The organism is Streptomyces sp. NPDC001858 (genome assembly GCF_053594615.1).
In genome coordinates this window covers 133,153-158,825 of sequence record NZ_JBSFEV010000009.1, presented here as the reverse complement: position 1 = coordinate 158,825, position 25,673 = coordinate 133,153, and the positions used below count along the sequence as shown (strand labels likewise).

Below are 25,673 nucleotides of genomic sequence, written 5' to 3'. Positions count from 1 at the left end.
GTCATGACCGCCAGTCGAGCGGGACCTGCTTCTCACGGTCCCAGGGGTGCTCCCAGCCCGCGAAGTGCAGCAGGCGGTCGATCACCCCGGCCGTGAAACCCCACACGAGGGCCGATTCGACCAGAAATGCCGGTCCGCGATGGCCGCTGGGGTGGGCGGTCATGACCCGGTTGTCGGGGTCCGTGAGATCCACCACGGGAACCGTGAACACACGGGCCGTCTCACCGGGGTCGACGACTCCCACCGGGCTCGGCTCGCGCCACCAGCCCAGGACCGGGGTGACGACGAAGCCGCTGACCGGGATGTACAGCTTGGGCAGCACCCCGAAGAGCTGGACGCCGGACGGATCGAGCCCGGTCTCCTCCTCGGCCTCGCGCAGCGCGGCCCGCAGCGGCCCGTCACCCTGCGGGTCGCCGTCCACCGGGTCCAGGGCGCCGCCCGGGAAGGAGGGCTGGCCGGCGTGGGAGCGCAGCGAGCTCGCACGCTCCATGAGCAACAGTTCGGGGCCGCGCTCGCCCTCGCCGAACAGGATCAGGACGGCGGACTGGCGCCCCGCGCCGTTCTCCGGGGGCAGGAAGCGGCTGAGCTGGAGCGGCTCGACCGTGTCCGCGGCGTGCACCACCGGGTCCAGCCAGCCGGGCAGGCCCTCTTTACTGAGCGTCACCGGACCGCCCTGCGTATTGCTCGCGCGTGTCATCGCCACACCACCCCCCGTTCTGCCGATTCAACGCCCGAATACCACCTGATCGTTCCGCGAACCGCTCCCCGGCCGCCCTGACCGCCCCCGCCGGACCTGTCGGCCGCCCCGCGCGGGCCGTCGTCAGCGCTTCCGTCATCCGGCCCCCAGCGGCGGGGCGGGTCTGCCGCCGGCGTCCAGGTAGGACTGGGGCGGGTTCAGGCGCTGGCCGGGGAAGCCGCCCTTCTCGTACTTGAGCAGCTTCTTCGCCTTCTCCGGGTCCGTCTCGCCCTCGCCGTAGGCCGGGCAGAGCGGGGCGATGGGGCAGGCGCCGCAGGCGGGCTTGCGCGCGTGACAGATGCGGCGGCCGTGGAAGATCACATGGTGCGAGAGCATGGTCCACTCGCTCTTGGGGAAGAGCGCGCCGACGGCGGCCTCGATCTTGTCGGGCTCGGTCGCCGCCGTCCACTTCCAGCGCCGTACGAGCCGCTGGAAGTGCGTGTCCACGGTGATCCCGGGCCGGCCGAACGCGTTCCCCAACACCACGAAGGCGGTCTTGCGGCCGACGCCGGGCAGCTTCACCAGGTCCTCCAGCCGACCGGGGACCTCACCGCCGAACTCCTCCACCAGCGCCTTGGAGAGCCCTATCACCGACTTGGTCTTGGCGCGGAAGAAACCGGTGGGGCGCAGGATCTCCTCGACCTGCTCCGGGTCGGCGGCGGCCAGGTCCTCGGGGGTGGGGTACTTGGCGAAGAGGGCGGGGGTCGTCTGGTTCACCCGGAGGTCGGTGGTCTGGGCGGACAGGACCGTGGCGACGACCAGCTGGAAGGGGTTCTCGAAGTCCAGCTCGGGGTGCGCGTAGGGGTAGATCTCGGCGAGTTCGCGATTGATCCGGCGAGCACGGCGGACCAGCGCGGTATGCGACTCGGACTTCACCGCAGCGACCTTCGCGCCGACGGCCTTCTTGGCGGCGGGCCTCTTCGCGGCAGCCTTGTCGGGATCGACATCGGCGACGGCCTTGTTGGCGGCGGCCTTCTCGGTATCGGCCGCTTTTTTCGCAGGCATCTCGTTCGTCACCTTTGCCGTTTTCCTACTACCGCCGGAGCCCTGTTCGCCCACAGCGGAAACGCGACGTACAACCACCCGGCCAGCCCCCTCGGCCTGTGCTCTCACCGGCGATTTGGACACCCGGCCAGCCTAAAGCCCGGCACCGACATCCGCCCCGGACCCTGAAGATCAGCCCCCAATTGGACCCCTGCCGCTTACCTCGGGACATGTGTGCGGCATCCTTGTGACAGATCACACTGTTTGGACCGTCCGGCAAGATGGGGAACACGGTCCCCTGGTAAGCAGGGGAGCAAGATCCCTTGAGCAGGTCGAATAGGAGAGAACTCGTGGACGACGTCCTGCGGCGCAACCCGCTCTTCGCGGCACTCGACGACGAGCAGGCCGCAGAACTGCGCGCCTCCATGAGCGAGGTGACCCTGGCCCGTGGCGACTCCCTGTTCCACGAGGGCGACCCGGGAGACCGGCTCTACGTCGTCACCGAGGGCAAGGTCAAGCTCCACCGCACCTCCCCCGACGGCCGGGAGAACATGCTGGCCGTGGTGGGCCCCAGCGAGCTCATCGGAGAGCTGTCGCTGTTCGACCCGGGCCCGCGTACCGCGACGGCCACCGCCCTCACCGAGGTCAAGCTCCTCGGCCTCGGCCACGGCGACCTCCAGCCCTGGCTGAACGCCCGCCCCGAGGTCGCCACGGCCCTGCTGCGCGCCGTCGCCCGCCGTCTGCGCAAGACCAACGACGCGATGTCCGACCTGGTCTTCTCGGACGTCCCCGGCCGCGTGGCCCGCGCCCTGCTGGACCTCTCGCGCCGCTTCGGCGTCCAGTCCGAAGAGGGCATCCACGTCGTCCACGACCTGACGCAGGAGGAGCTGGCCCAGCTCGTCGGCGCGTCGCGCGAGACCGTGAACAAGGCGCTGGCGGACTTCGCCCAGCGCGGGTGGCTCCGCCTGGAGGCACGCGCGGTCATCCTGCTGGACGTGGAGCGACTGGCCAAGCGGTCCCGCTGACGCTCGGTCTCGGCCGTACGGCGCGTAGGGGACGGTCCCGTCCCGGAGGTCCGCCCCTGGCGTCCCCGGGGGCTGCGCCCCCAGACCCCCCCCTTCGGCCCTGAACGGGCCTCGTCCTCAAACGCCGGACGGGCTGGAATGTGCACAGGCCGCCTGTCGCTGAAACGATTCCCCTCCGCGATCTCAGGCCTAAGCGGGCCGGGCGAAGTCGGCTGCGGTTCGGCAGCGCCCCTTTAGGGGCGCGGGGAACTGCGCGACCAGCCACGACGGGGCCGCAGCAAAACGACGGCACATCGCGGCGCGTCCAGCGGAGCGCTCCGCGGAGCGCCTAGAGCCCGCGGAACCTGGCGGACCCGCCGGATCCGCCGAGCCCGCCGGACATGTCCTGGATGAGCCCGTGCTCCGTCAGGTACTCGAGTTGCGCCCTGACCGAGAGCTCCGCCGCCGGCCACAGGGAGCGGTCGACGTCGGCGTACACGTGCGCGACGACCTCGGCCGGCGTGCGGTAGCCGTCCTCGACGGCCGTCTCGACCTGGGCGAGACGGTGGGCGCGGTGGGCGAGGTAGAACTCGACGGCGCCCTGGGCGTCCTCCAGGACCGGTCCATGGCCCGGCAGGACGGTGTGGACGCCGTCGTCGACCGTGAGGGACCTCAGCCGCCGCAGGGAGTCCAGATAGTCGCCCAGCCGGCCGTCGGGGTGCGCGACGACGGTCGTGCCGCGGCCGAGGATCGTGTCGCCGGTCAGGACCGCCCGGTCGGCCGGGAGGTGGAAGCAGAGCGAGTCCGCGGTGTGGCCCGGCGTCGGCACGACCCGCAGCTCCAGACCGCCGACCGTGATCACGTCCCCGGCGCCCAGGCCCTCGTCGCCCAGCCGCAGCGCCGGGTCCAGGGCCCGCACCTTCGTCCCGGTCAGCCCGGCGAAGCGGACGGCGCCCTCGGCGTGGTCGGGGTGCCCGTGCGTCAGCAGGGTCAGGGCGACGCGCTTGCCGGCCTGCTCGGCGGCGTCGACGACCGCGCGCAGATGAGTGTCGTCCAGCGGGCCCGGGTCGATCACGACGGCGAGGTCGGAGTCGGGCTCGGCGACGATCCAGGTGTTCGTGCCGTCCAGGGTCATCGCGGAGGCGTTCGGCGCGAGGACGTTGACCGCGCGGGAGGTGGCGGGCCCCGAGAGGACCCCGCCTCGCGGCTGGCCGGGGAGGGCGGCTGCGTCGGTCATACGGGTCCCCCCGGGGTCGTCTCGATGGGCTCGACGGCCTCGACCGTCCCGGCGGCTGTCCCACCTGTCCCGACCGTCCCGACCGGGATGTGTTTGGTGAACTCGTCATGGCCCGGCCAGGACAGCACGACCTCGTCCTCCTCCAGTCGGGCCTGCGCCAGGACGGGGGTCAGGTCGAGGCCGGGGGCCGCGGTGAGCGCGTCCGCGGCGGTGGCGTACGGGGCGAGCGCGCGCAGGGTCGCGATGGTCGGCGGCATCATCAGCAGCTCGCCCTTGTCGTACGAGGCGGCCGCGTCCGTCGGACGGATCCACACCGTGCGGTCGGCCTCGGTGGAGGCGTTGCGGGTGCGCTGGCCCGCGGGGAGCGCGGCCACGAAGAACCAGGTGTCGTAGCGGCGCGACTCGAACTCCGGGGTGATCCAGCGCGTCCAGGCGCCGAGCAGATCGGAGCGCAGGACCAGGCCGCGACGGTCGAGGAACTCGGCGAAGGACAGGTCCCGGGCGGCCACCGCGGCCCGGTCGGCCTCCCAGTCGGGGCCCGTGGTGTCGCCGACGACCGAGTCGGGGGTCGGCCCCGCGAGCAGGACGCCGGCCTCCTCGTAGGTCTCGCGCACGGCCGCGCAGACGATCGCCTGGGCGGCCGTCTCGTCGACGCCGAGCCGCTCGGCCCACCACGCACGCGTGGGGCCCGCCCAGCGGACGTGCCGGTCGTCGTCGCGTGGGTCGACGCCGCCGCCCGGATACGCGTACGCGCCTCCGGCGAAGGCCATGGAGGCGCGTCTGCGCAGCATGTGGACGACGGGGCCGCTGTCGGTGTCCTTCAGGAGCATGACGGTGGCCGCGCGCTTCGGGGCGACCGGGGTGAGCGTGCCGTCCGCCAGCGCGCGGATGCGTTCCGGCCAGTCCCGGGGAAACCACTGCCCATTAGCCATGGGCGCGAGGCTATCCCCTGGTGCGCGAATGTTCGAGAGGTCCCCGAGGTCAGAGCGCGCCCAAGGGCTCCCCGGCGGTACTCCTACGGGAGGAGCTCCACCTGGATCTCGACCTCCACCGGCGCGTCCAGCGGCAGCACCGCGACGCCCACCGCGCTGCGCGCGTGCACGCCCTTGTCGCCGAGAACCTCGCCGAGCAGCTCGCTCGCGCCGTTCAGGACGCCCGGCTGGCCGGTGAAGTCCGCGGCCGACGCCACGAAGCCGACGACCTTCACCACGCGCGCGATGCGGTCCAGATCGCCCGCGACCGACTTGACGGCGGCCAGGGCGTTCAGCGCGCAGGTGCGGGCCAGCTCCTTGGCCTCCTCGGCGGTGACCTCGGCCCCGACCTTGCCGGTGACCGGCAGTTTCCCGTCCACCATGGGCAGCTGGCCGGCCGTGTACACGTACGGGCCGGACTGTACGGCGGGCTGGTAGGCGGCCAGCGGCGGCACGACCGCCGGGAGGGTCAGCCCCAGCTCGGCGAGCCTCGCCTCGACCGCACTCACGCCTTGGCCCGCTTCAGGTAGGCGACGAGCTGCTCCGGGTTGTTCGGCCCGGGCACGACCTGGACGAGCTCCCAGCCGTCCTCGCCCCAGGTGTCCAGAATCTGCTTCGTGGCGTGGACGAGCAGCGGCACGGTTGCGTATTCCCACTTGGTCATGGGCCGACTGTATCCGCTGTCGCCCGGGGGCCTGTTCCACAGGCCATGTGGCCGATTGCCGCCCCCGTTGTCCACAGCCTCCCGATTGCCTCGGGCGCCGACTGGTTACGCTCGAAGACGTGAGCAGGCTCCAGGTCGTCAGCGGAAAGGGCGGGACCGGAAAGACGACGGTCGCCGCGGCACTCGCGCTTGCCCTCGCCACGGCGGGGAAGCGGACGCTTCTCGTCGAGGTGGAGGGCCGGCAGGGCATCGCACAGCTCTTCGAGACGGAGGCGTTGCCCTATGAGGAACGCAAGATCGCCGTCGCCTCGGGGGGCGGTGAGGTGTACGCGCTGGCCATCGACCCCGAACTGGCCCTTCTGGACTACCTCCAGATGTTCTACAAGCTGGGCAGCGCCGGACGGGCCCTGAAGAAGCTCGGCGCCATCGACTTCGCCACCACCGTCGCGCCCGGCCTGAGGGATGTGCTCCTGACCGGCAAGGCGTGCGAGGCGGTCCGGCGCAAGGACAAGAACGGGCGGTTCGTGTACGACTACGTCGTCATGGACGCCCCGCCCACAGGCCGTGTCACCCGCTTCCTGAACGTCAACGACGAGGTCGCCGGGCTGGCCAGGATCGGCCCCATACACAATCAGGCGCAGGCCGTGATGCGGGTGCTGAAGTCGGCGGAGACGGCCGTGCACCTGGTGACGCTGCTGGAGGAGATGCCCGTCCAGGAGACCGCCGACGGCATCGCCGAGTTGCGGGCGGCGAAACTGCCGGTGGGGCGGATCATCGTCAACATGGTGCGGCCCGAGGTGCTGGACGAGGACGGGCTGGAACTCGCACGGACCGTGACGCGTTCTTCTGTCGCCCGGTCGTTGTCCGCCGCCGGGCTCGGCGGGGCGCGGCGCGGCGGGCGCGCCGAGCGGCTGGTGGATCCGCTCCTTCGGCAGGCCGAGGAGTACGGCGAGCGGTATGCGCTGGAGCACGAGCAGCGCGCGGTCCTGGGCGAGCTGGACCTGCCGTTGCACGAACTTCCGTTGCTCGCCGAGGGCTTGGACCTCGCGGGCCTGTACCAGCTCGCCAAGGAACTGCGGAAGCAGGGGATCGCATGAGTCCGGACCAGGCCGACCACCAGGCCGACCGCCAGGGAAGCACCCGTCGCCGGCTCTCCCCCGCGCCCGTCCTCGACCTCGATCCGCTGCTCGACGATCCGGCGACCCGCATCGTGGTCTGCTGCGGCTCGGGGGGCGTCGGCAAGACGACCACGGCGGCGGCGCTGGGCCTGAGGGCGGCCGAGCGCGGCCGCAAGGTGGTGGTCCTCACCATCGACCCGGCCCGTCGGCTCGCGCAGTCCATGGGCATCGACTCCCTGGACAACACCCCGCGTCGCGTCAAGGGCGTCGACGGGTCCGGCGAACTCCACGCGATGATGCTCGACATGAAGCGCACCTTCGACGAGATCGTCGAGGCGCACGCGGACGGCGAGCGGGCGGCCGCGATCCTGGGCAACCCCTTCTACCAGTCGCTCTCGGCGGGCTTCGCGGGCACGCAGGAGTACATGGCGATGGAGAAGCTCGGGCAGCTACGCGCGCGTGAGGAGTGGGATCTGATCGTCGTCGACACCCCGCCGTCGCGTTCGGCGCTGGACTTCCTGGACGCGCCCAAGCGGCTCGGTTCGTTCCTGGACGGCAAGCTGATCCGCGTCCTGCTCGCGCCCGCCAAGGTCGGCGGACGGGCGGGGATGAAGTTCCTGAACGTCGGGATGTCGATGATGACGGGCGCACTCGGCAAGCTGCTCGGCGGCCAGCTGCTGAAGGACGTGCAGACGTTCGTGGCGGCGATGGACTCCATGTTCGGCGGCTTTCGCACGCGCGCGGACGCCACGTACAAGCTGCTCCAGGCGCCCGGCACGGCGTTCCTGGTGGTGGCGGCTCCCGAGCGGGACGCGTTGCGGGAGGCCGCGTACTTCGTGGAGCGGCTGGCCGCCGAGGACATGCCGCTGGCCGGCCTGGTGCTCAACCGCGTCCATGGCAGCGGCGCCGCCCAGCTGTCCGCCGAACGCGCGCTCGCCGCTGCGGAAAATCTTGAAGAGCCCGGCATTGTCGATCAGGACGGCGGGAAAGCTGGACTTCGTAACTCTCCCGACTCGTACGACAGTTCAGAACCTCCCGCACCCGACCCGGAGACACTCGACCCGCAGGCACTCGATCCTGCGGCACCCGATCCGGAGCACGACGCCCCCGACGACGCGGACCGGACCGTGGACGACCTCACCGCAAGCCTGTTGAAACTGCATGCGGAACGTATGCATCTGCTCTCTCGCGAGCAGCGCACACGTGACCGCTTCACCGCGCTCCACCCCGAGGTGGCCGTGGCCGAAGTGGCCGCACTGCCCGGCGATGTGCATGACCTCACGGGGCTGCGGGACATCGGAAACCGGCTCGCGGCCAACCGGCCGGAGCTGCCCGAAGTCGCCGACGTCGCGGTTGCCGAGGCTCCCGACGCCTGACCTCCGACGACGCCTGACCTCCGAGCCGAGGTCTCCTCGGCTCAGGCTTCAGCTCACGTCGAACTCACGTCGAGCTCACGTCAGCTCACCGCCGCGAAGTTCTCGTACATCTGGTCGTCGTCGAGCGGCAGGATGCCCGCCCCACGCTCGTACTCCGAACGCGCCGTCTCCAGGAGCCGGCGCCATGAGGTCACCGTCGGCCGCCTGCGCAGCAGTGCGCGGCGCTCACGCTCCGTCATGCCTCCCCACACGCCGAACTCGACGCGGTTGTCGAGCGCGTCGGCCAGGCATTCGGTGCGTACCGGGCATCCGGTGCACACCGCCTTGGCCCTGTTCTGCGCTGCTCCCTGAACGAACAGTTCATCCGGATCGGTAGTGCGGCAGGCAGCCTGCGCACTCCAGTCGGTTACCCAGCCCATACCGGCGCCGTCCTCTCCCGAATCGAGGCTCCCCCACGGCGGCAGCGGCATATTCACCGCCGCCAGTTGAGGACGTTACGGAAGGTGGGCACAGCGCAACACCCCCTTCGGGCCCAATCTTGAATGGCCCGAACGGACTATGCGTAAGCGGCAGATCACCCGGGGGAGTGAGCCCGCGACATACATGACTTTCCCGGCAAACGGGACAGTTCAGTTGAGTCACAACGGACGCCGTGTGACACACAAGGCGGATTCGGACACGCACCCACCAAAAAAGTTGGGGAACGACCGGAACGATTCGGGGTCGCCGGACGTATTGATACGTAGCCCTGCTGCTGTGACAGTTGAGAGCAGCTTAGGCCAAGGCATTGACGTGTGTCCGGCGAATCAGAACGTAGGCTGCCCCCATGCCAAAAAAGCGCTCGGGCGGTGGTCTGTCGCCAACGCAGCAGGCCGCCAAGTTCCTCGGTGTCAGTGTGCTCGCAGGAGCGGTGCTGGCCGGTATCGCCCTGCCCGCCTTCGGCGCGCTGGGCCTCGCCGCCAAGGGGTCGGTGGAGTCGTTCGACGAACTCCCGGCCAACCTCAAGACACCGCCGCTGAGCCAGCGCACCACGATCCTCGACTCCGAGGGCGGTCAGATCGCCACGGTCTTCTCCCGTGACCGCACGGTGGTCGACCTCAAGAACATCTCGCCGTACATGCAGAAGGCGATCGTCGCCATCGAGGACTCGCGCTTCTACGAGCACGGCGCGGTCGACCTGAAGGGCATCCTGCGCGCGCTCAACAAGAACGTGCAGAGCAGCGGGGTCGCCCAGGGCGCGTCGACGCTCACCCAGCAGTACGTGAAGAACGTCTTCGTGGAAGAGGCCGGCGACGACCCGACGAAGGTCCAGCAGGCCATCGAGCAGACCATCGGCCGCAAGATCAAGGAGCTGAAGTACGCGATCCAGGTCGAGGAGGAGCTCGGCAAGAAGAAGATCCTCGAGAACTACCTGAACATCACGTTCTTCGGCGAGCAGGCCTACGGCGTCGAGACGGCCGCCCAGCGCTACTTCTCCACGCACGCCAAGGACCTCACCCTCCCCCAGGCAGCGCTGCTGGCCGGCCTCGTCCAGTCGCCCAGCCGCTACAACCCCATCAACGACGAGACCGAGGCCACCAAGCGCCGTAACGTCGTGCTGCAGCGCATGGCCGAGGTCGGCGACATCACCGAGGCCGAGGCCGCAACGGCGCAGAAGGCCCCGCTGGGTCTGAAGGTCAAGAAGCCGAAGAACGGCTGCATCACCGCCGTCCAGGGCGCGAGCTTCTTCTGCAAGTACGTGGAGCGCGTCTTCCTCAGCGACCCGGTCTTCGGCAAGACCAAGGAGGCCCGGGCGAAGGTCTGGAACCAGGGCGGTCTGACGATCCGGACCACGCTCGAGCCGCAGTCCCAGAAGTCCGTCCAGGACTCGCTCAAGGATCACGTCTACCAGTCGGACAAGGTCGCCGCGGCCGCCACGCTCGTCGAGCCCGGCAGCGGCAAGATCCTCGGCATGGGCCAGTCGAAGCCGTACGGCTACGGCAAGAACGAGACCGAGTACAACTACTCGGTCAACTCCGACATGGGCGGCTCGAACTACGGCTTCCCGACCGGTTCGACCTTCAAGCCCTTCGTGGCCGCGGCCGCGCTGGAGGAGGGCCGCCCGGCGAACCAGTCCTACCCGGCGCCGTACCAGATGTCGTACCCGGCCACGGTCCAGACGTGCAGCAGCAAGCCGTGGACCAACGAGGGCAAAGACACGCTGGAGAACGAGAGCGAGTCCGAGAAGGGCCCGTACCAGCTGAAGAAAGCCATGGAGCTTTCGGTCAACACCTACTTCGTGCAGATGCTGGCCGACATCGGCATGTGCCCCGTGGTGAAGATGACCGACAAGCTGGGCGTCGTCCAGGGCAACGGCGACAAGGTGCCCCAGGTGCCCTCGTCGATGACCCTCGGCTCCACCGGCCTCTCGCCGCTGACGATGGCCACCGCCTACGCGGCCTTCGCCAGCCGGGGCATGTACTGCACCCCGATCGCCATCGAGTCGATCACCCAGACCGTGGGCGGCGCGAAGAAGTCGCTGGAGGTGCCGAAGTCGACCTGCTCGCGCGCCATGAGCGAGAAGACCGCGGACACCATCAACACCCTGCTGAGCGGCGTGGTCGACTCCGGTACGGGCCAGCAGGCCGGTCTGTCCGGCGGTCGCGACAACGCCGGTAAGACGGGTACGACGGACTCCCGCAAGAACGCCTGGTTCGTCGGCTACACCCCGAACCTCTCGGGCGCCGTCTGGGTCGGCAGCGCCACCCAGAAGGTCGAGATGAACAACATCACGATCGGCGGCGTCTACCACTCCCAGGTCTACGGCGGCGACACCCCCGGCCCGATCTGGCGGGACGCCATGACCGGCGCGCTCGAGGGCAAGGAATCCCCGTCCTTCAACCTCGTCAACATCCCGAACCCGCCGCCCGTCAAGAAGCCCGACGACGGCAACAGCGACGAGGACGACGACAACGGGGACAACGACGACGGCTTCCTGAGCGGCCTGCTCACCAACGGCGGCACGACGGGCGACACGTCGTCGACCGGCGGCAACGACGGCGGCACCTTCTTCCAGGGCCAGACCAACGGAAACGGCAACGGCGGCGGACGCGGCTGAGTACAACTGACTACGACTGAGTACAACCGACTACGACTGACTACGGCCTCTGCCTCTCGTACGGAGAGGCAGAGGCCGTAGTCGTACGCGTGGTGCTCGCGATACGTGTGGTGCCCGTGGCACTGATGGCGCTGATGGCACTGATGGTGCTGGTCGTACGGGGAGCGGAGTCGAGGTCAGCCCGCGAGCCGCTTCTTGACGACGGCGGCGACGCGGCCGCCCTCGGCCAGACCGGCCACCTTCGGGTTCACGATCTTCATGACGGCGCCCATGGCCCGCGGCCCCTCGGCGCCGGCCGCCTTCGCCTCCTGGACGGCCTGGGCGACGATGTCGTCCAGCTCTTCGTCGCTGAGCTGCTTGGGCAGGTACGTGGCGAGGAGCTCGCCCTCGGCCTTCTCCCGCTCGGCGCTCTCGGCGCGACCACCCTGCGCGAAGGCGTCGGCGGCCTCGCGGCGCTTCTTCGCCTCCTTGGTGATCACCTTGAGGACCTCGTCGTCGGAGAGCTCGCGCTTCGTCGTGCCCGCGACCTCCTCCTTGGTGATCGCGGTGAGCGTCAGCCGGAGCGTCGAGGAGCGGAGCTCGTCGCGCTCCCTGATTGCGGCGTTGAGGTCTTCCTGCAGCTTCGACTTGAGCGTGGTCATGGGTTTGATTGTCGCAGGTGCGGGCCGCCGGACGCCCGTTCATTTAAGGGGCCGCAGGGGAACGGCACTTGAGGGGCGGTGCGGGAGGAGATGTCGGCGGCGTCTGACACGATGGACGTATGCGCGCGCGATATGGAGTACCTCTGTCCCTGGCGGCGGCCGGCGCCGCCGGTCTGGTGTACGCGGCGGGTTTCGAGGCCCGCTCCTTCCGGCTGCGGCGGGTGACGGTCCCCGTCCTCCCTGCCGGCATGCAGCCCCTGCGCGTGTTGCAGGTCTCGGACATCCACATGGTCGGCGATCAGCGCAAGAAGCAGCGCTGGCTGCGCTCGCTGGCCGGACTGCGCCCCGACTTCGTGATCAACACGGGCGACAACCTGTCCGACCCGGAGGGCGTGCCCGAGGTACTGGACGCGCTCGGCCCGCTGATGGAGTTCCCGGGCGCGTACGTCTTCGGCTCGAACGACTACTACGGCCCGAAGCTGCGCAATCCCGCGCGGTATCTCTTCGAGAAGGCCCAGGGCCGCCACGGCCTCAACGGCAACGCGCCCGCGGTGGACGTCGTCCACAACCCGTGGGAGGACCTGCGCGACGGCTTCGACGCGGCGGGCTGGCTGAACCTGACCAACACCCGGGGCGTGTTGAAGGTCGAGGGCGTGTCGGTGGAACTGACCGGCCTGGACGACCCTCACATCAAGCGTGACCGCTACGCACAGGTGGCCGGCGGCCCGTCGGCGTCGTCCGACTTCTCGATGGGCGTCGTGCACGCGCCGTACCTGCGCGTCCTGGACTCGTTCACGGCCGACGACTACCCCTTGATCCTGGCCGGCCACACGCATGGCGGCCAGCTCTGCATCCCCTTCTACGGCGCCCTGGTCACCAACTGCGACCTGGACACGGACCGGGTGAAGGGCCTGTCGACGCACACGGCTGAGGGCCGTACGTCCTACCTGCACGTATCAGCAGGCTGCGGCACGAACCGCTACACCCCGGTGAGGTTCGCCTGCCCACCAGAGGTCACGCTACTGACACTGGTGGGGAGGGAGTAGGGGAGCGCGCCGGGGGGTGGGCGTGCCTGGCGGAGGGGCGTCCCTGGCGGATGGGGGCGCCTGCCAGGTGAGGGGTGCGTGCCGGGTGGGCGCGCCTGCCAAGTGAGGGGGGTGCCTGCCGGGTGGGGCGGTGCTTGCCCGGGTGGGCGGGCCTGCCGCGTGCGGGTGGCCCGGGTGGGCGGGCCTGCCGCGTGCGGGTGCCTGCCCGGATGGGGGGCCAGCCCTGGTGGGTGGTGACTGCCGGGTGGGAGGTGCGAGCGCACCCGTCCCCCGAACGGTCCACCCATATCGCCCGTTTCGTCACGCTTGCCTAGCGTGAGGGCATGACCGCGCCGATACCCAGGGACATCCCGGATCTCCCCGCGATTCCGCGGACCCACGCGCTGCTGCTCTCCTCCGTCCCCGCCTCGGCGGTGGTGGCCCCAGCACGCCGCCGACTGGCCGCCGCCCTCCGCCTGCTGCTGGCCGGCACGGCGGCCGCGGGCGTGACACTGGCCCTCCTGCTCGGCAGCCCGTTGCGGGTCATGAGCCACTTCGCGATCCAGGCCAACATCCTGCTGGCCCTGGTCACGCTGCTGTCCGCGCGCCGCGCGTGGACGGCCCGCCGCCCCCTCCCCGCCGCGCTGACCGGTGCGGCGCTGCTTTACGCGATGATCACCGGCCTGGTGTACCACCTGCTCCTGGCGGATGCGGCCACGCCGTACTCGGTGACCGGCACGACGACCGCCCCCACCGGCTGGCACCTGGTCGCCACGCACCTCCTCCAGACCGTGACACCGGTGGCCGCCGTCCTGGACTGGCTGCTACTGACCGCCCCGGGCTGTCTGCGCCTGCGCCGGGCCGCGACGTGGATGCTCTACCCGGTGATCTACCTGGCGTTCTGTCTCACCCGCGCTTGGCTGATCCACGCGGGCGCACCGGGCCGCTACCTCTACCCCTTCCTCGACGCTGAGGCCCACGGCTACAAGCACGCGCTCGCCAACGCGCTCCTCCTCGGCCTCTCCTTCTACGCGCTCGCGGTGCTCCTCGTGGCCCTCGACCACGTCCGCCCCAACCTGATCAGCCACCGGGTCAAAACCGGATTTCGTCTCCAGCCACCGGTGGGCTAAAGTAAACGACGTCGCCGCGACAAGCACCACAAGCAGCGACATCGGGGTGTAGCGCAGCTTGGCAGCGCGCTTCGTTCGGGACGAAGAGGTCGTGGGTTCAAATCCCGCCACCCCGACAGCTAAATAGCAGTTCAGAGGGCCCTTACCGAATCGGTAAGGGCCCTCTGGCGTTGCTGCGTGTCTAACTGCGTGACTATGGATTCGTGCGTGCTCGACTGCGTGACTACGACAGCTACGGCCGCCGCGGATCGGTGCCGAAGATACCGTCCATAGCGACGGAGCCAGTCTGGATGACGGGCCGGATCTGCTTCCGGTAGACCTCCTCCGTCACAGCCGTCCCAGAGTGCCCGACGAGCCGCGAAATCACTTCCAGCGGCACGCCACGGTCAGACAGCAGCGACACGAAGCTGTGCCGGAGCTCCCGCGGCGTCCACTCGTCGGCGTCGATCCCGTCGACGTTTTTGAGCGCCTGGCGGAAGGCGCGGCGGACGTCGGCGGCGTCAAGCGGCCTGCCCACGGCAGAGGAGAAGACGAGCCCGCGTTCCTCCCACTTCTCGTCAGCGGCGAGCCGATCCCAGCCCTGATCTTCGAATTGCTGCCAGAGAGCATCGACGCAGCGCGCCGGCAGAGCGAGCGTGCGCTGGGACTTCCGGGTCTTGGTGTCCCCGCTCTTTCGGACCGAGCGCCACACCGCGATATGCGGAGGCTGCGGCGGGTCGGCATCCGGCTTGCCCTTGAGGAAGACGTGGTCCCAGGTAAGCGCCCGGAGTTCCTCGGTCCGGGCCCCGGTCAGCAGCGCAAGGACGATGTACGCGTGCATCGAGGTGCGCTCAGCGCCCTTGAGTACGGCATCGGCCTGGGCAAAGGTGAGCGCCTTCGACGGCCGCCCGGCCTGGCCCTGGGGCACCGAGCACAGCTCGACGACGTTGCGCTTCACCTTGTCCCGCGCCATGGCTCGCTTGACCGCGCGGTTCAGGTAGGAGTGGATCGACTGGAGGGTGCGGGTGCTGAGCGTCTTCGCCTTGGTGGCCAGCCAGCGGTCTACGTCCTCCGCGCTGAGGTCGCGAAGCTTGCGAGCACCAAGCGACGGGATGACGTGCTTCTCACTCAGGAGTGTGGTCGTTGCGAGGGTGCTGGAGTCGAGGCCTGCCAGGCCGTAGGCGAGCCAGTCATTCACCGCGTCCTTGACTGTGTAGTTGGTCGGCGCGATGGCGAGGCCGTCTTCGTGGTCACGCAGTACCTCTTTGAGCTTGTTCCTCGCCTCCGTCTTGGCCTTGCCACTCCCCCGCTTGACGATCCGCTTGCCGCTCGGGTCGAAACCCAGGTTCGCCGTCGCGATCCACCGCTGTCTGTTCTCGTCCCAGTGCAGGCCGCCGTCACCGCGGCTACGACGCAAAGTCATCAGGCGGCACGCTCCATCTCTTCAGCGATGAAGGCACCCAGGGCAGAGGCGGGAATGCGTCGGCAACGGCCGATGGTGACCGAGGGCAGCCGCCGCGTACTACGCGCGAGTCCCCAGGCGTGCCATTACGCGACATGGCAGCGGACTAGGCGGTGCCTCCGGGCGGCTCGACGAAGGGAGTGGCGCTTCCCGCGGGCAGGGCCGACGGGAGATGGCGGTCAGGGCCGCCAGCGAGGCGCTTCATCGTCCGGTGTGTCCGGGCTGGCGAAGTGGAAGGGGACGGAGAGGTAAGCCGCCAGGTCTCCACCGGCTCTTTCGGCCGCCACCGCTGCCGGGTGGCGCCCCTCGAACTTCTCGTCTTCTCCGAGGTGCCGTTCGGCCATGGCCCATGGAATGAAGGCCAGTGTGTGCTCGTCGGCGGGGTCGGCGGTGATGGCCAGCAGCCTCACGAACCAGTCGTGGACAGTGTCGCCGTCCCAGACCGCTTCGATCGCCACGATGCGGCCGAAGATCCCGGCAGCGCGCCGGACCAAGGACTCCCGGTCGAGGGGAGTGTCCGGGGCGCGGGCTATCCGGTCGCCGTAGTGTGCGTACCTGTCGCTGACGATGGCCTGAGCGGTGCCGACCCCGATGTCGTCGGCGACCAAGCCGATGTCGACGACTACGCGGATCGCCGCCATCAGTGAATCCTGGAGAACGTACCCGTCAATCTGATTGCGGATCCCTGCGGGCAACCCCTCCCACCATTCGGTTCGAGCCCGCTTGTTCATCTGTGACGACCTCCCGTAGTCATGCCGCTCAGGACAGCTTGAGTGCCCTCACAGCACCCAGTGAAGGACCGTAGCGTCATCCCATGCCTTGCCCCGCGGCCAGCGACGACCGTCGGGGTCGCCGCCCTCCGCTTCCCGAACGTGGCGGATCAGTTCATCCGGCCCGGACGAGTTGAGAACGCTCAGCGTCGTTTCCCAGGTGGCGAGTTCGAAGGAGTCGACGAGGCGCGTCGCGCCGTCGCTCAGCAGCGTCACGGACGCCAGAGTGTCGAGCGGCACCGCCCCGGCGAGGGCGTGTTCGGCCGCTTGCGGATCCGGGCCGGCGATCCAGAAGCCGCCCGGCCGGTTACGGAGCCCCGTCAGGGAGTCGCAGTAGGCAGCCACGGCGGCAGCGTGTTCAGGTGAACCGGTGGGAAGTTCGTCGACCGGACCGCGAAGTCGTTTGCCGACCTCGTCCAGGCGCTGGTCAGTGATGGCAGTCGTCTTCCCGTCCTGGTCGGCCAGGAGAAGCGTCGAGTCGCCGAGCACGAGGTATTCCAGAGCTCCCGCATCAGCTCGGACGGCGACGACCGTACTGGTCGGACTGGCCCGATATGACAGATCGCAACTGTCCTCATGCAGCGACCGGACAGCTCGGATCGAGTCAGCCATGCACTCAGCAAGCGGCCGGACGGGGTGCCCTGTGATGGTGCTCAGCAGCAGCCCGCCCAGCGTCGAGGAGAACCAGGCGATGCCGTGCGTGCACCCGGTATCGGCCCCAGCGACGCCGGCCCCATCCAGCAATACGGCGCCCCGGCAGTTGCCGCGGCGAAGTCCTCGTTCGCCTGGCCGGGTTCGGCGGACAGTGAGGCGAGAGCGACGTTCACGCCGTCGTCTCCTCATCGTGCCTGTAGAGGGGGGTGAGCAGTTCGACGGACTGCGGTTCGCCGGTCTCGGGGTCGTACTCGACGCCTACCAGCGTGGAGAAGCGGTGCTCTCCCACCTGGCCCCACAGCGTGCTCAGGTCGGAGGCGAGCAGCTGGACGACGCCGAGGAGTCCTTCGGTGTGGATACTGGCGATGGCGAGCACCGAGCCGTTGCCGTCCGGGCGGGGCAGCCGGCCGAGGTATCCGACATCGAACGGGCGGTTCGTGTCGGTGTCCAGTCCCGCGCGGTACACCGTCCCGGTGCGCAAAGGAGAACGCACCGTCTATCTGCTCATGGTCCAGGCTGTAGGACGCCCGTGGCTCTAGGTCATACAGGGCAAACAATTCGTTAATGAAGCCCTCAAAATCACGGCCCCGCTGGTGAACATCGGTGGCCCCGTGCATCGCGATGAAGCGTTGCTTCAGGTCCTCATGGGCCTCGGTAAACGCTCGTCCATCCTGGGCTTTCCGTGCACTCTCGGCGATGCTGGCCGCGTGAGCTTCATGCTCAGCGATGACCTCACGTTGCTTGGCCGTCCAACGCTTCAACTCGGCTACGGCTGCTACTGCCTTGGCCACCATGATCTCACTGTCGGGCTGCGAGTTCAGGTTTGGGAATGTCTCCATGTCGGCGATGTCGAGCATGAGCGCCACTGTCAGATCGAGGTACCGGGCTTCGTTGGCCCGCAGGAGACTGACCAACTGGCCCGACACTTCGCGTTTGGTGGCCGCGAAGTCCATCCGCGCCAGCAGCTCGCTGTGATCCCTCAGCATGGCCCTGACGTACATCTCGAAGGGTTTCTTGTTCCAAAAGATCGCACTCAGCGCCTCGACCAGAGCAAGGTAGGCGCTTGGGTTCATCGACTTACGTGCGCTGGACTGCATCGTCCCCCTCCTCGACCGGCCACTGCGACCACACAGTGACTGACCAATCACGGTACTGCGCCACCGTCTGGTGATCTGCATATACGACAGTGATTAAGGGTTGCGGGACAGGGCCCGTGCCATACGTGCGCCAGATCGTGCGGGAAACCACGGGGAACACCGGGCAACCAGTCGACGCCCGCCAAGCGCCGACATCGCTTCGCCGCAGGTCAGCCGGGGAGAAGGCCCCAGATACCTTTAGCTTCCCAAGCTGAGAGCTCCCGCCGTCGTCACGGGCCAGCCGTGGCCACTTGCTCTGGTCGACGACACGCCCCGATAACGTAGCTGAGGTCAGTGGGGGTGCAGCGAGACACACGCGCGCCTGATCGGTCGGCGCACCCACCGTCGTGGCTGACTGTCGTCGGCTGAGGTACAGGCACGGCACCGACGCTTCCCCAGCTCTGTTCAGTGCGAAGGCGTGAAGCCGGCGGACTGGTCGAGGTGAAACGCGGAGCCCGGAATAGTCGAAGTCCATCCCTGGCGCAGGGCAAGCCGAACGGCCGCGGCAACGTCGGAGGGCAGCACGGATTCGGCCTCGCGACCGATCCAGTTGCTCGGATGCGGGTGGTCGGTGGTGACCACGAGCGTTTTCCCTGGGGTATCCGCATGCTCGACCGCGAAAGTGCACGGCGACCAGGCCAAACCCTGGAAGTACGTGGGTCTGCCTCACAGCCGCCAGCGGTAGATCGTGCCGTCGACAACAATCCGTCGTGATCCCTTGCGGACCAGTGCCATGACACCTCCTCGACGCCGAGGATGCTAGCGAGCCCGGCCCGCCGTCCGTCTCATTCAGCAGCGTTCACGGTCGTTCAGACGAGACCCCGAGCCGCCTCCGCCGCGATGGCGGTCCGCTCATGAACGCAGGTGAACTCCCCCGCACACAGCCCACCACCACAGTTGGAAGGCGTGTTGGGGGATGCGGGAGCGCCAGACACGACGACCTGTAGCAGCCGCGTCAGGCTCTGAGGAGTTGCCGCCAATGTCGGCAAAGAAGCTCACCACAGCCCGTTGCTGCGCTAGAAGTCTTCCGTGCGTAGTCTCCTGCAAAGGCTCGTCGAGAGCCGCGCATGGCGGGTTGCTCGGGTGGTGGCCTACTCCCTGGCAGGTCTTATCGGCGTGGGGATCTTCGTCGTCCTGCCGGTCACAGCCCAACTCAGTGGGTGGAACGATGATGACGAGGATCCGCCCTTCAGTTCTGGGACACCGTCCGCCACGTACACGCCAGTTCACTGGACGTATCAGGGCTACGAGTGCGCAGACGGGTGGCCGTCAGACTCCATCGGCCGGCAAGGAGCTTGTAGCCATCACGGAGGCGTCATCTCCATATTTGAAGGAGACGACGGAACAGTCCTCAGGTGCGGAGACGACGAGCACGCGCCTCGCCCAGACGAACAACAGCAGCAGATCGAAGACTATGGGCGCGTGGTCTGCGTGTTCAGGTGACACCAGGTTCTAACGCGGGTGACCACGGCCGCACCACAAGCGCACCAGATCGAGCGGGGAGCAGCGGGGAACCACGGTGAAAGCCGAGGCCGACAGGGCAGCGGCCAAGCTGCTCGCCCAGGTCAGGGCCCAAACAAGCCCCAAATGACCGCAGCTTTCCAAGCTGATGTCACGCAGCTGCGCAGGCCAAGGATGTTCTGTCAGCGTCGACCAGTAGCCTGCGACGATCAGTCGTGGCACGTCTGGAGGGTTCGTGGAAGCTACCGCTCTCGTCAGTCCCGGCCGGTTGTGGTCGGCGCAGGAGGTCTTGGTGCGTCCGAGCCCTGTCCCGGCGGCGGCAGGGGTCTACGGGTTGCACTTCAAGCAGCCGCCCCACCCGGACCTGGACGCTGGGCGCCTGCTCTACGTCGGGATAGCCCCGCGGTACATGGCGAATCGGACCAGCACGCAGAACCTGCGTAAGCGGGTGCGCTACCACTACCGGGGCAACGCGGCCGGCTCGACGCTGCGGCTCACCCTCGGATGTCTGCTCGGACTCGATCTGCGCCGCGTGGGCAGCGGCAAGCGGATGACCTTTGGCAAGGTCGGCGAAGCAAAGCTCAGCCAGTGGATGGCGGACAACGCGCGGGTGTCTTGGATCGAGCAGAGCGAACCGTGGGACCTGGAGTCGCAGCTCATCTCCCAACTCGACCTCCCGCTGAACCTCGACCAGAACCGCCACAACACGTTTCACAGTCGCTTGAAGGAGCTACGGGCCCAAGCACGCCAGCGAGCGCGGGAGTTGCCCATCAGCTCGTAGGCCCTCAGATGGGCAACGGGCCGCTGTCTGGGCCGTCCCTGGGCCGTCCGAGGTTGCTCGACAGTGGCCAATGACGACCAATGGCGACGACCAGGCGCGGGCGGTCACCGTTCCTGAGCAGGGAACGCAGGTCACCAAGATCCCCGGCAAGACCCAGGGCAAGAAGAAGTGACACGCACTGATCAAGCCCCCTGCCCCGGGTTTTCCGTCGGTAGGGGGCTTGTCGCTGTGCTGGAGCCGTCTCTGGGGCCTCAGCTGCTTGGTTGGGCCGTCACACGGCAAGACCAAACGACTGAGCGATAAAGCAGCGGCCTGTGGCAGGACCGCAGACCGAGTGACTGGTCTGGAAGGGGATGGCGTCAGAAGTCTGGTTAGGTTTGGCCCGTGACCCACAGTCGTTCCCATGCCAGGGCGCCCCGCGAGCCTGACTTGCCGCCCTACCAGGTTGTCCTGGCGGAGACCGACTGGGGTTCGCTCCAGACGGCTTTCGGGTCCGGTGAGGACCTTCCCAAGGTTCTGACGCAACTTTTGGAGCCCGATCCCAAGGCCCAGGTCACCACCTTGTGGGAGCTGGGTGAGCTGGTCGGCCACCAAAACACCATCTACGAAGCCACCGCCCCCACCGTCATGTACGTCGCCGGCATCCTCACCCACCCGGCGGCCATGACGCGACGGCCCTATCGCGACAGCCCCATCCGCGCGACGTTGTTGGGCTGGCTGGCTTCCACGCTTCACGACGCCTCCGACGAGATCGTCGCCCGCAGCGAGGAGTACTTCCCCGGCTTCCTCACCCGCAGCACCACCATGGCGGCCTTCCGGGACCTGCGCCCGATGCTCTATAGGGCCGTCGCGCCCTTCCTGCATGACAGCCACGAGGATGTGCGTGAAGCCGCCGTCATCGCCGCGCTCCTCCTCGCCGAACACCCCGCGCTCGCCGAGCACCGTGCTCACCTCGCCGTGCACGCGCGCCGCATCCTGGACACCAGCAGCAACGACCCCAACCGTCGCGTCGCGTGGAGGGCCCTCGAAGCATGGGGCCACAATCCGCCCGGCCCGGAGCCTCTTTCGGAGGAGGCCGAGAACCGGGGGCCGCACAGCGATGGCCGCGGTGATCTCGAACCTCCCTTCTGACCGATACGCGCACGGCACACCTGCGGACCATGGCAGCAGGTGAGAGACACACCGCCCCAAGGTCGCGCGTGCCACATCCGTGCCAGAACGGGCGGGGAACCACGGGGAACGGCGGGGACCAGGCCACCGATCAGCCAGGCTCCGCGCCCACTCCGCCGCAGGTCGGCCAAGCCGCTTCCCGCCGAGAACCCAACCTTCCCAAGCTGATGTCCCACCAAAGCAACGGGAGTCGGCTGGGGCAGGCCAGCCGCCGTCATGGACGATGACCGAATGCATTACTTCAACGGGACAGGCTGGATCGCGATCTTCACCGGTACTGAGACGATGATCGCTCGGGCCAGGGACGTAGATGCCTGGGACGAGGCAAAGGGCGTTGCCTTGGTGGTCGATCCTCAGCGCGGTACCCGCCGCCCTGTAACGGACTACCCGGACTTCTCTCATCTAGAGCCCGCAGACCAAGTAGTGGCCGCCATACCCGGAGGGGGCTGGCGCGCGTTTTGGAAGGATGAGGGACCCGACAACGGGCCGTTGACCGAGCAAGTGCTTGCATGGCTGATCACTGCCAAGGGACGCGCCACCCCGATCACCGTCGACGCGCACGGGGATGTGGACGACGCCGAGAGCGCTGATCGCCTCATCCCGCCCGGGGAGGAGTGAAGGTCCCCACCACATGCGTGTCTAACTGCGTGACAACGCCGACGAACAACAGCGGACGCACGCGGACGCCAGCGGCCCATCAGCGCACGTGAGAGCCGCACCAGCTCAAGGCAGCATCCCCACTCAAGTTGCTTCGGGACGAAGAGGTCGTGGGTTCAAATCCCGCCACCCCGACAGAGGAACACCAGGTCAGGTCAGGTGCTGAGAGATCAGCGCCGGGCCTGATTTGCTTTGTGGCCCTGTTTGGGAGCCAACTGGGTGTGATCTTCGGGATCCGGCTCCCGGGTGGCTCCCCGAGAGGGGCCTTTTCCAACTCCTCCCAGCGCGGTGTGCGCCTCGCGCCCTGATGAATCGTGTGCCGGGGAGACCTGAGACGGTACGACGATCGCCATGCACCCTTGGTCTCCGTTAAATGACCGGCGGCTCGCACTCCTCGCCCGCGTCGGGGGTGGTACCGACCCCGTCGCTTCTGACAGTCCCGAGCTCGCCGTCACGGCTCGTGTGCTCAGGGACCGGGGCTTGGTGACCATGCCCGGGAAGTAAGGAGGGTGGCAGGCGGAGATCACTGACGCGGGTCGCTATTACCTGGAGCACGGTCATCATCCTGACGTCCGGAGTTGGCTCCACGTACGCCTCGCGTTGCAGCGACTGAAGCCGATGTGCCGGTTGCCGCTAGCCCTCAGCAGGATGCCGATCCCCCGCCGAGACGAAGTCCGCGCCAATGCGTGACGTGACTGGAGCTGCTGATCAGCGAGAACTCGGGTTACCGCTACAGCTACGGCTGGAAGAAGGAATGGGGCGACACGGCCAAGAAGCCGTTGGAGGAGCAGATCGGCTCAATCTTCCGGGCGTTGAAGGCACGCGCGGAGGATCAGGAGCGGGAGCGGCTGGAACGGGAGGCCGAGCAGCGGCGTCTGCGAAAGGAGCGGGCGCGGCAGGAGGTCGAGCTTTGGCGGCTGGAGGCGGAGCGGGAGGAGCTTGAGCGGCGGGAGTGGGAGGCGGTGGTAAGTGCGGGTTCGGGCAAGGCGGTTCACGCGGTGCGGGCCGAGCACTTCGGCATGGCCCTTGAGCTGTGGCGGGCTGCCGGTGAGATCCGGGCGTTCGGTGCCGCGCTGGATGAAGTCGCCGCCGCGTCGGAAGACGTGCTCGAAGCTGAGCGGCTGCGTGCGTGGTCGGCATGGGGAACACGGAGGCCGATCAGCTCGACCCCACGACGAACGTCAAGGGCCTGGGAGAAGCCTCCGGCTCAGCCGGCGCCCCCCAAGCCGGAGACAGACCCGTGGCGCGGCGTCATCGACGCACGTCAGGATCAAGGGTGGGTGGCGATATGGACGCCAACGTCGCGCTCAATGGTGGAGGGCGATGACACCCTGCCCGCGATCATGTAGGGCCTTGACCGCCCGGATGACCTCGGCTCGCAGGGCGACCAACTCGTCGTAGCGGTCGGCCTTGTCTTCGCCGCACCACGCCCGGACGCTTCGCAGGACAGCTGCCTGCGCGTCCAGTTTTCGGTCGTCCCGCCAACTGTAGGAGTACCAGGAGGGCTGGGCACGCTCCTGCTCGATGCCCTGCTGCTTGCGGTCCACCTTCGGGGGGATCTCGTCGGCGAGGCGGCCGGCCACCCGGCCAAGCAGATGCCATTGCGGTTCTCGTACACCATGGCGTCGCCGCGGAGTTCGGTGATGTCGACACCGATGAGCGGTGCAGTTTCGTCGAGTCGGCTCAGTTCCAGAACTCCCGCGTCCGCCACCGTTCGGCGCAGGCGAAGCCTGTTTTTCGGGCGGCCGAACCCGAGGATCATGCGGGCTGCCTCGGACGTGGCGGGATGCCTTGACCACCGCCGACTCCGCCGCATCGTCGGCTCGAAACGTGTCGGCATCCGCCCACGGTGCGACAAAATCATGGCCATGACGAGTCTCCTGGCGCCCGACGATCACATCGACGACCGTGAGGCCTTCGTCGCCTTCCTGGCGCGTCTTCGCGCAGACCATGCGGCCCATGGCCAGCAGTGGGAGAACACAACGCTGAGCAGCTTCCTGGAAGCGCTGGAAGCCTGGACCGCTTCGTCTCCCTCGTTGTACCGAAACCTCGGGCGGGACCTGCCGATCGAAGGTGACTGGACGTTCTTCGCCCGTGCTCTGGCCGCCGCTACGATCTACGAATAGCCCTGCCCGGGGAGGGGAAGCAGTGGATCATCTTTTCGCTGTTGTGGGACCGTCGGCGACGCCGATCTCGCCTACCGGGCTGGCTGCGGAGGGGCTGCTCGAACGGCGGGATCTGCAGGAGTGGGTGATCGCCAATCCTCAGGTCCTGGGTGAGTCGGTGCTGGTGATCACCGCGGAGTTCGACCGGTGGGCCGATACGGACGGTGTGCCCGCACGGGACCGGCTGGACGTGCTCGGGCTGGACGCCACCGGGCGCCTCGTGGTGGTCGAGTTGAAGCGGGGCACGGCAGATCGGGATGTTCATCTCCAGGCGATCACTTACGCCGCCCTGGTGTCCCGGTTCGACCTGGACACCTTGGCGCAGGCGCACCGCGACTTCCTGGCCGGCAGGGGGCAGGCCGTCGGACTCGACGCGTGCAGGCAGCGCCTGCTCGACCATGTGGACGGGGAGTGGAGTCCGGAACTGCTCCAGCGTCCCCGTCAGGTGATCATCGCCGCCGACTTCCCCAAGCAGGTGACCCACACCGTGGTATGGCTGTCGGAGATGAACCTCGACATCGACCTCGTCCAGGTGGGCTTGTGGAAGGTGGAAGGCCACCTGGTCGTCGGCTTCACCAAGGTCTATCCGACGGCGGAGGTGGAGGAGTTCACCCTCGCCCCGGCCCGGGTCGAGGCCAAGGCCGCCGCCCGCAAGCTGGAGGAGCGCTCCCGGGCCCGCAACGCCGCTCACGTCCTCGTCGCCGCCGGTCTGTTGCCGGACGGGACCAGGCTGCGGCTGACGCCGCGGCACGGCGCTCCGCAGTCCATCCGCGAGGCCATCCTCGCCTGGGCGGGTGAGGACGACCGGCGGGCGACGGCCGTCTGGAACAACAACGCCGCCAAGCCTCTTGTCTGGGGCGTCGACGGCATGCCGTACACGCCGACCGGGCTGGCCAACCACATCTTCAAGAGTGTGACCGGGCGGACGCCTGACGGGATCCAGGGCACGACCTGGTGGGACGTCGACACCGACGCCGTCCCGCACCCGGTCGATCCCGATGAATGGGCGGCGTTGGCCGGAGCCAGCCTCGCCGATCTGGCCAAGCAGCTCAGCGGCGCCCGTAGGGACTGGACGAGCCTGCACGCCCTGCTGGAGGCCGTCCCGCCCGGGCGGTGGACGACCTACGGCGACGTGGCGTCCGTCATCGGCAGCCACGCGGTTCCGGTCGGCACCCACCTGGCCACGTGCGGTCAGTGCCCCAACGCATGGCGGGTCCTCACCGCATCCGGTCGGGTCAGCGCGGGCTTCCAGTGGACCGATCCGACCCGCACGGACGCACCCGCGGCCGTCCTGGCGAGCGAGGGGGTCCGCTTCAACGGTGGAGCCGCCGTTCCGGAAGCCCGTCTGTCGCCGGAGGCGCTCCGGAGTCTGATCGACGGCTGACCGCGGCGGGACAGGGGCGCGAATGCTTTGTGGTGGCCGCTTCGGCGCGGGGGCTGGTGAGCGCCTACTAT

General features: G+C 68.5%; 25 protein-coding genes, 1 tRNA gene and 3 pseudogenes. 14 read left to right on the top strand and 15 right to left on the bottom strand.

Features of this window, described 5'->3' with window-relative positions; all coding sequences use genetic code 11:
* Nucleotide 1: 1 nt before the first annotated feature.
* Nucleotides 2–697 (bottom strand): NUDIX hydrolase, encoded by a 696-nt coding sequence (locus ACWCPF_RS15845; protein ID WP_451045594.1) that lies wholly within the window; start codon nt 695–697, stop codon nt 2–4.
* A gap of 135 nt (nt 698–832) precedes the next feature.
* The gene (nth, locus tag ACWCPF_RS15840; protein WP_451045593.1) at nt 833–1,741 is read right to left on the bottom strand and encodes an endonuclease III; all 909 of its coding nucleotides are present in this window, start codon (nt 1,739–1,741) and stop codon (nt 833–835) included.
* A gap of 329 nt (nt 1,742–2,070) precedes the next feature.
* Here nth and ACWCPF_RS15835 point away from each other — a divergent pair, with 329 nt between their 5' ends.
* Nucleotides 2,071–2,745 carry a Crp/Fnr family transcriptional regulator gene (locus ACWCPF_RS15835; RefSeq protein WP_020129286.1) on the top strand — a complete coding sequence of 225 codons (675 nt, stop codon included), beginning with the start codon at nt 2,071–2,073 and terminating at the stop codon, nt 2,743–2,745.
* 328 nt (nt 2,746–3,073) lie between these two features.
* Here the strand turns inward: ACWCPF_RS15835 and ACWCPF_RS15830 are convergent, their stop codons facing one another.
* The 4 genes from ACWCPF_RS15830 to ACWCPF_RS15815 form a co-directional block, all read right to left on the bottom strand.
* Nucleotides 3,074–3,961, bottom strand: a complete 888-nt coding sequence (locus ACWCPF_RS15830) for an MBL fold metallo-hydrolase (protein WP_451045592.1) — start codon at nt 3,959–3,961, stop codon at nt 3,074–3,076.
* Nucleotides 3,958–4,893 (bottom strand): NUDIX hydrolase, encoded by a 936-nt coding sequence (locus ACWCPF_RS15825; RefSeq protein WP_451045591.1) that lies wholly within the window; start codon nt 4,891–4,893, stop codon nt 3,958–3,960. Before ACWCPF_RS15825 ends, ACWCPF_RS15830 begins: the two co-directional genes overlap by 4 nt.
* Before the next feature lie 83 nt (nt 4,894–4,976).
* A complete protein-coding gene (locus tag ACWCPF_RS15820) occupies nt 4,977–5,441 on the bottom strand; it encodes a RidA family protein (protein ID WP_451045590.1) in 465 nt (154 codons plus the stop codon).
* On the bottom strand, nt 5,438–5,596 hold the full coding sequence (locus tag ACWCPF_RS15815; protein ID WP_020129281.1) for a DUF4177 domain-containing protein: 159 nt from the start codon (nt 5,594–5,596) through the stop codon (nt 5,438–5,440). The genes ACWCPF_RS15820 and ACWCPF_RS15815 overlap by 4 nt, the downstream gene beginning before the upstream one ends.
* Before the next feature lie 119 nt (nt 5,597–5,715).
* On the opposite strand from ACWCPF_RS15815, the gene ACWCPF_RS15810 reads away from it, so the two are divergent.
* Entirely contained in the window at nt 5,716–6,693 is a 978-nt protein-coding gene (locus ACWCPF_RS15810) for an ArsA-related P-loop ATPase (protein ID WP_451045589.1), read from the top strand.
* The gene (locus ACWCPF_RS15805) at nt 6,690–8,090 is read left to right on the top strand and encodes an ArsA family ATPase (protein ID WP_451045588.1); all 1,401 of its coding nucleotides are present in this window, start codon (nt 6,690–6,692) and stop codon (nt 8,088–8,090) included. Before ACWCPF_RS15810 ends, ACWCPF_RS15805 begins: the two co-directional genes overlap by 4 nt.
* An 80-nt stretch (nt 8,091–8,170) precedes the next feature.
* On the opposite strand, the gene wblA is transcribed toward ACWCPF_RS15805, so the two are convergent.
* The gene (gene wblA / locus ACWCPF_RS15800; protein WP_363167142.1) at nt 8,171–8,509 is read right to left on the bottom strand and encodes a transcriptional regulator WblA; all 339 of its coding nucleotides are present in this window, start codon (nt 8,507–8,509) and stop codon (nt 8,171–8,173) included.
* A 407-nt stretch (nt 8,510–8,916) separates the two neighbouring features.
* Here wblA and ACWCPF_RS15795 point away from each other — a divergent pair, with 407 nt between their 5' ends.
* The gene (locus tag ACWCPF_RS15795; RefSeq protein WP_451045587.1) at nt 8,917–11,187 is read left to right on the top strand and encodes a transglycosylase domain-containing protein; all 2,271 of its coding nucleotides are present in this window, start codon (nt 8,917–8,919) and stop codon (nt 11,185–11,187) included.
* 176 nt (nt 11,188–11,363) lie between these two features.
* Here ACWCPF_RS15795 and ACWCPF_RS15790 read toward each other — a convergent pair whose 3' ends face one another.
* Complete coding sequence (locus ACWCPF_RS15790) at nt 11,364–11,828, bottom strand: GatB/YqeY domain-containing protein (protein WP_451045586.1); 465 nt, start codon at nt 11,826–11,828, stop codon at nt 11,364–11,366.
* Between the two features lie 119 nt (nt 11,829–11,947).
* Here ACWCPF_RS15790 and ACWCPF_RS15785 point away from each other — a divergent pair, with 119 nt between their 5' ends.
* The 3 genes from ACWCPF_RS15785 (at nt 11,948) to ACWCPF_RS15775 (ending at nt 14,099) form a co-directional block, all read left to right on the top strand.
* Nucleotides 11,948–12,874, top strand: coding sequence for a metallophosphoesterase (locus ACWCPF_RS15785; protein ID WP_451045585.1), 927 nt, complete (start codon nt 11,948–11,950; stop codon nt 12,872–12,874).
* 323 nt (nt 12,875–13,197) lie between these two features.
* Nucleotides 13,198–13,983 (top strand): Pr6Pr family membrane protein, encoded by a 786-nt coding sequence (locus ACWCPF_RS15780; RefSeq protein WP_451045584.1) that lies wholly within the window; start codon nt 13,198–13,200, stop codon nt 13,981–13,983.
* A 42-nt stretch (nt 13,984–14,025) separates the two neighbouring features.
* Nucleotides 14,026–14,099 (top strand) — tRNA-Pro (locus tag ACWCPF_RS15775).
* 116 nt (nt 14,100–14,215) lie between these two features.
* Here ACWCPF_RS15775 and ACWCPF_RS15770 read toward each other — a convergent pair.
* The 5 genes and pseudogenes from ACWCPF_RS15770 to ACWCPF_RS15750 all read right to left on the bottom strand — a co-directional run.
* Entirely contained in the window at nt 14,216–15,385 is a 1,170-nt protein-coding gene (locus ACWCPF_RS15770; protein WP_451045583.1) for a site-specific integrase, read from the bottom strand.
* Nucleotides 15,385–15,483: pseudogene (locus ACWCPF_RS15765) on the bottom strand (excisionase); the annotation flags it as partial. The gene ACWCPF_RS15770 and the pseudogene ACWCPF_RS15765, both read right to left, overlap by 1 nt.
* Before the next feature lie 120 nt (nt 15,484–15,603).
* On the bottom strand, nt 15,604–16,155 hold the full coding sequence (locus ACWCPF_RS15760; protein WP_451045582.1) for a hypothetical protein: 552 nt from the start codon (nt 16,153–16,155) through the stop codon (nt 15,604–15,606).
* Nucleotides 16,156–16,203: 48 nt separating this feature from the next.
* Nucleotides 16,204–17,021: pseudogene (locus ACWCPF_RS15755) on the bottom strand (integrase).
* A pseudogene (locus ACWCPF_RS15750) lies at nt 17,018–17,326 on the bottom strand (sigma-70 family RNA polymerase sigma factor); the annotation flags it as partial. The pseudogenes ACWCPF_RS15750 and ACWCPF_RS15755, both read right to left, overlap by 4 nt.
* Nucleotides 17,327–17,441: 115 nt before the next feature.
* On the opposite strand from ACWCPF_RS15750, the gene ACWCPF_RS15745 reads away from it, so the two are divergent.
* A complete protein-coding gene (locus ACWCPF_RS15745) occupies nt 17,442–17,984 on the top strand; it encodes a hypothetical protein (RefSeq protein WP_451045581.1) in 543 nt (180 codons plus the stop codon).
* A 405-nt stretch (nt 17,985–18,389) separates the two neighbouring features.
* Here the strand turns inward: ACWCPF_RS15745 and ACWCPF_RS15740 are convergent, their stop codons facing one another.
* Nucleotides 18,390–18,566 (bottom strand): hypothetical protein, encoded by a 177-nt coding sequence (locus ACWCPF_RS15740; RefSeq protein WP_451045580.1) that lies wholly within the window; start codon nt 18,564–18,566, stop codon nt 18,390–18,392.
* A gap of 1,171 nt (nt 18,567–19,737) precedes the next feature.
* Here ACWCPF_RS15740 and ACWCPF_RS15735 point away from each other — a divergent pair.
* From ACWCPF_RS15735 to ACWCPF_RS15720, 4 genes are all read left to right on the top strand, one after another.
* The gene (locus tag ACWCPF_RS15735; RefSeq protein WP_451045579.1) at nt 19,738–20,226 is read left to right on the top strand and encodes a GIY-YIG nuclease family protein; all 489 of its coding nucleotides are present in this window, start codon (nt 19,738–19,740) and stop codon (nt 20,224–20,226) included.
* 384 nt (nt 20,227–20,610) lie between these two features.
* On the top strand, nt 20,611–21,357 hold the full coding sequence (locus ACWCPF_RS15730) for a hypothetical protein (protein ID WP_451045578.1): 747 nt from the start codon (nt 20,611–20,613) through the stop codon (nt 21,355–21,357).
* A gap of 270 nt (nt 21,358–21,627) precedes the next feature.
* Nucleotides 21,628–22,014 carry a hypothetical protein gene (locus tag ACWCPF_RS15725; RefSeq protein WP_451045577.1) on the top strand — a complete coding sequence of 129 codons (387 nt, stop codon included), beginning with the start codon at nt 21,628–21,630 and terminating at the stop codon, nt 22,012–22,014.
* 818 nt (nt 22,015–22,832) lie between these two features.
* Nucleotides 22,833–23,402, top strand: coding sequence for a hypothetical protein (locus tag ACWCPF_RS15720; RefSeq protein ID WP_451045576.1), 570 nt, complete (start codon nt 22,833–22,835; stop codon nt 23,400–23,402).
* On the opposite strand, the gene ACWCPF_RS15715 is transcribed toward ACWCPF_RS15720, so the two are convergent.
* Nucleotides 23,361–23,636: a hypothetical protein gene (locus tag ACWCPF_RS15715; protein WP_451045575.1), complete on the bottom strand. Its 276-nt coding sequence runs from the start codon at nt 23,634–23,636 to the stop codon at nt 23,361–23,363. The genes ACWCPF_RS15720 and ACWCPF_RS15715 overlap by 42 nt on opposite strands.
* Before the next feature lie 285 nt (nt 23,637–23,921).
* On the opposite strand from ACWCPF_RS15715, the gene ACWCPF_RS15710 reads away from it, so the two are divergent.
* Nucleotides 23,922–24,179, top strand: coding sequence for a DUF7660 family protein (locus tag ACWCPF_RS15710; RefSeq protein ID WP_451045574.1), 258 nt, complete (start codon nt 23,922–23,924; stop codon nt 24,177–24,179).
* Between the two features lie 22 nt (nt 24,180–24,201).
* Nucleotides 24,202–25,602 carry a DNA-binding protein gene (locus ACWCPF_RS15705; RefSeq protein ID WP_451045573.1) on the top strand — a complete coding sequence of 467 codons (1,401 nt, stop codon included), beginning with the start codon at nt 24,202–24,204 and terminating at the stop codon, nt 25,600–25,602.
* The last annotated feature ends 71 nt before the right edge of the window (nt 25,603–25,673 follow it).

Excerpts from the sequence above, each read along its gene's own strand:
- ACWCPF_RS15845 (WP_451045594.1), bottom strand. The coding sequence starts at position 697 with ATGACACGCGCGAGCAATACGCAGGGCGGTCCGGTGACGCTCAGTAAA.
- nth (WP_451045593.1), bottom strand. The coding sequence starts at position 1,741 with ATGCCTGCGAAAAAAGCGGCCGATACCGAGAAGGCCGCCGCCAACAAG.
- ACWCPF_RS15830 (WP_451045592.1), bottom strand. The coding sequence starts at position 3,961 with ATGACCGACGCAGCCGCCCTCCCCGGCCAGCCGCGAGGCGGGGTCCTC.
- ACWCPF_RS15825 (WP_451045591.1), bottom strand. The coding sequence starts at position 4,893 with ATGGCTAATGGGCAGTGGTTTCCCCGGGACTGGCCGGAACGCATCCGC.
- ACWCPF_RS15815 (WP_020129281.1), bottom strand. The coding sequence starts at position 5,596 with ATGACCAAGTGGGAATACGCAACCGTGCCGCTGCTCGTCCACGCCACG.
- ACWCPF_RS15805 (WP_451045588.1), top strand. The coding sequence starts at position 6,690 with ATGAGTCCGGACCAGGCCGACCACCAGGCCGACCGCCAGGGAAGCACC.
- wblA (WP_363167142.1), bottom strand. The coding sequence starts at position 8,509 with ATGGGCTGGGTAACCGACTGGAGTGCGCAGGCTGCCTGCCGCACTACC.
- ACWCPF_RS15795 (WP_451045587.1), top strand. The coding sequence starts at position 8,917 with ATGCCAAAAAAGCGCTCGGGCGGTGGTCTGTCGCCAACGCAGCAGGCC.
- ACWCPF_RS15790 (WP_451045586.1), bottom strand. The coding sequence starts at position 11,828 with ATGACCACGCTCAAGTCGAAGCTGCAGGAAGACCTCAACGCCGCAATC.
- ACWCPF_RS15785 (WP_451045585.1), top strand. The coding sequence starts at position 11,948 with ATGCGCGCGCGATATGGAGTACCTCTGTCCCTGGCGGCGGCCGGCGCC.
- ACWCPF_RS15780 (WP_451045584.1), top strand. The coding sequence starts at position 13,198 with ATGACCGCGCCGATACCCAGGGACATCCCGGATCTCCCCGCGATTCCG.
- ACWCPF_RS15770 (WP_451045583.1), bottom strand. The coding sequence starts at position 15,385 with ATGACTTTGCGTCGTAGCCGCGGTGACGGCGGCCTGCACTGGGACGAG.
- ACWCPF_RS15760 (WP_451045582.1), bottom strand. The coding sequence starts at position 16,155 with ATGAACAAGCGGGCTCGAACCGAATGGTGGGAGGGGTTGCCCGCAGGG.
- ACWCPF_RS15725 (WP_451045577.1), top strand. The coding sequence starts at position 21,628 with ATGCATTACTTCAACGGGACAGGCTGGATCGCGATCTTCACCGGTACT.
- ACWCPF_RS15710 (WP_451045574.1), top strand. The coding sequence starts at position 23,922 with ATGACGAGTCTCCTGGCGCCCGACGATCACATCGACGACCGTGAGGCC.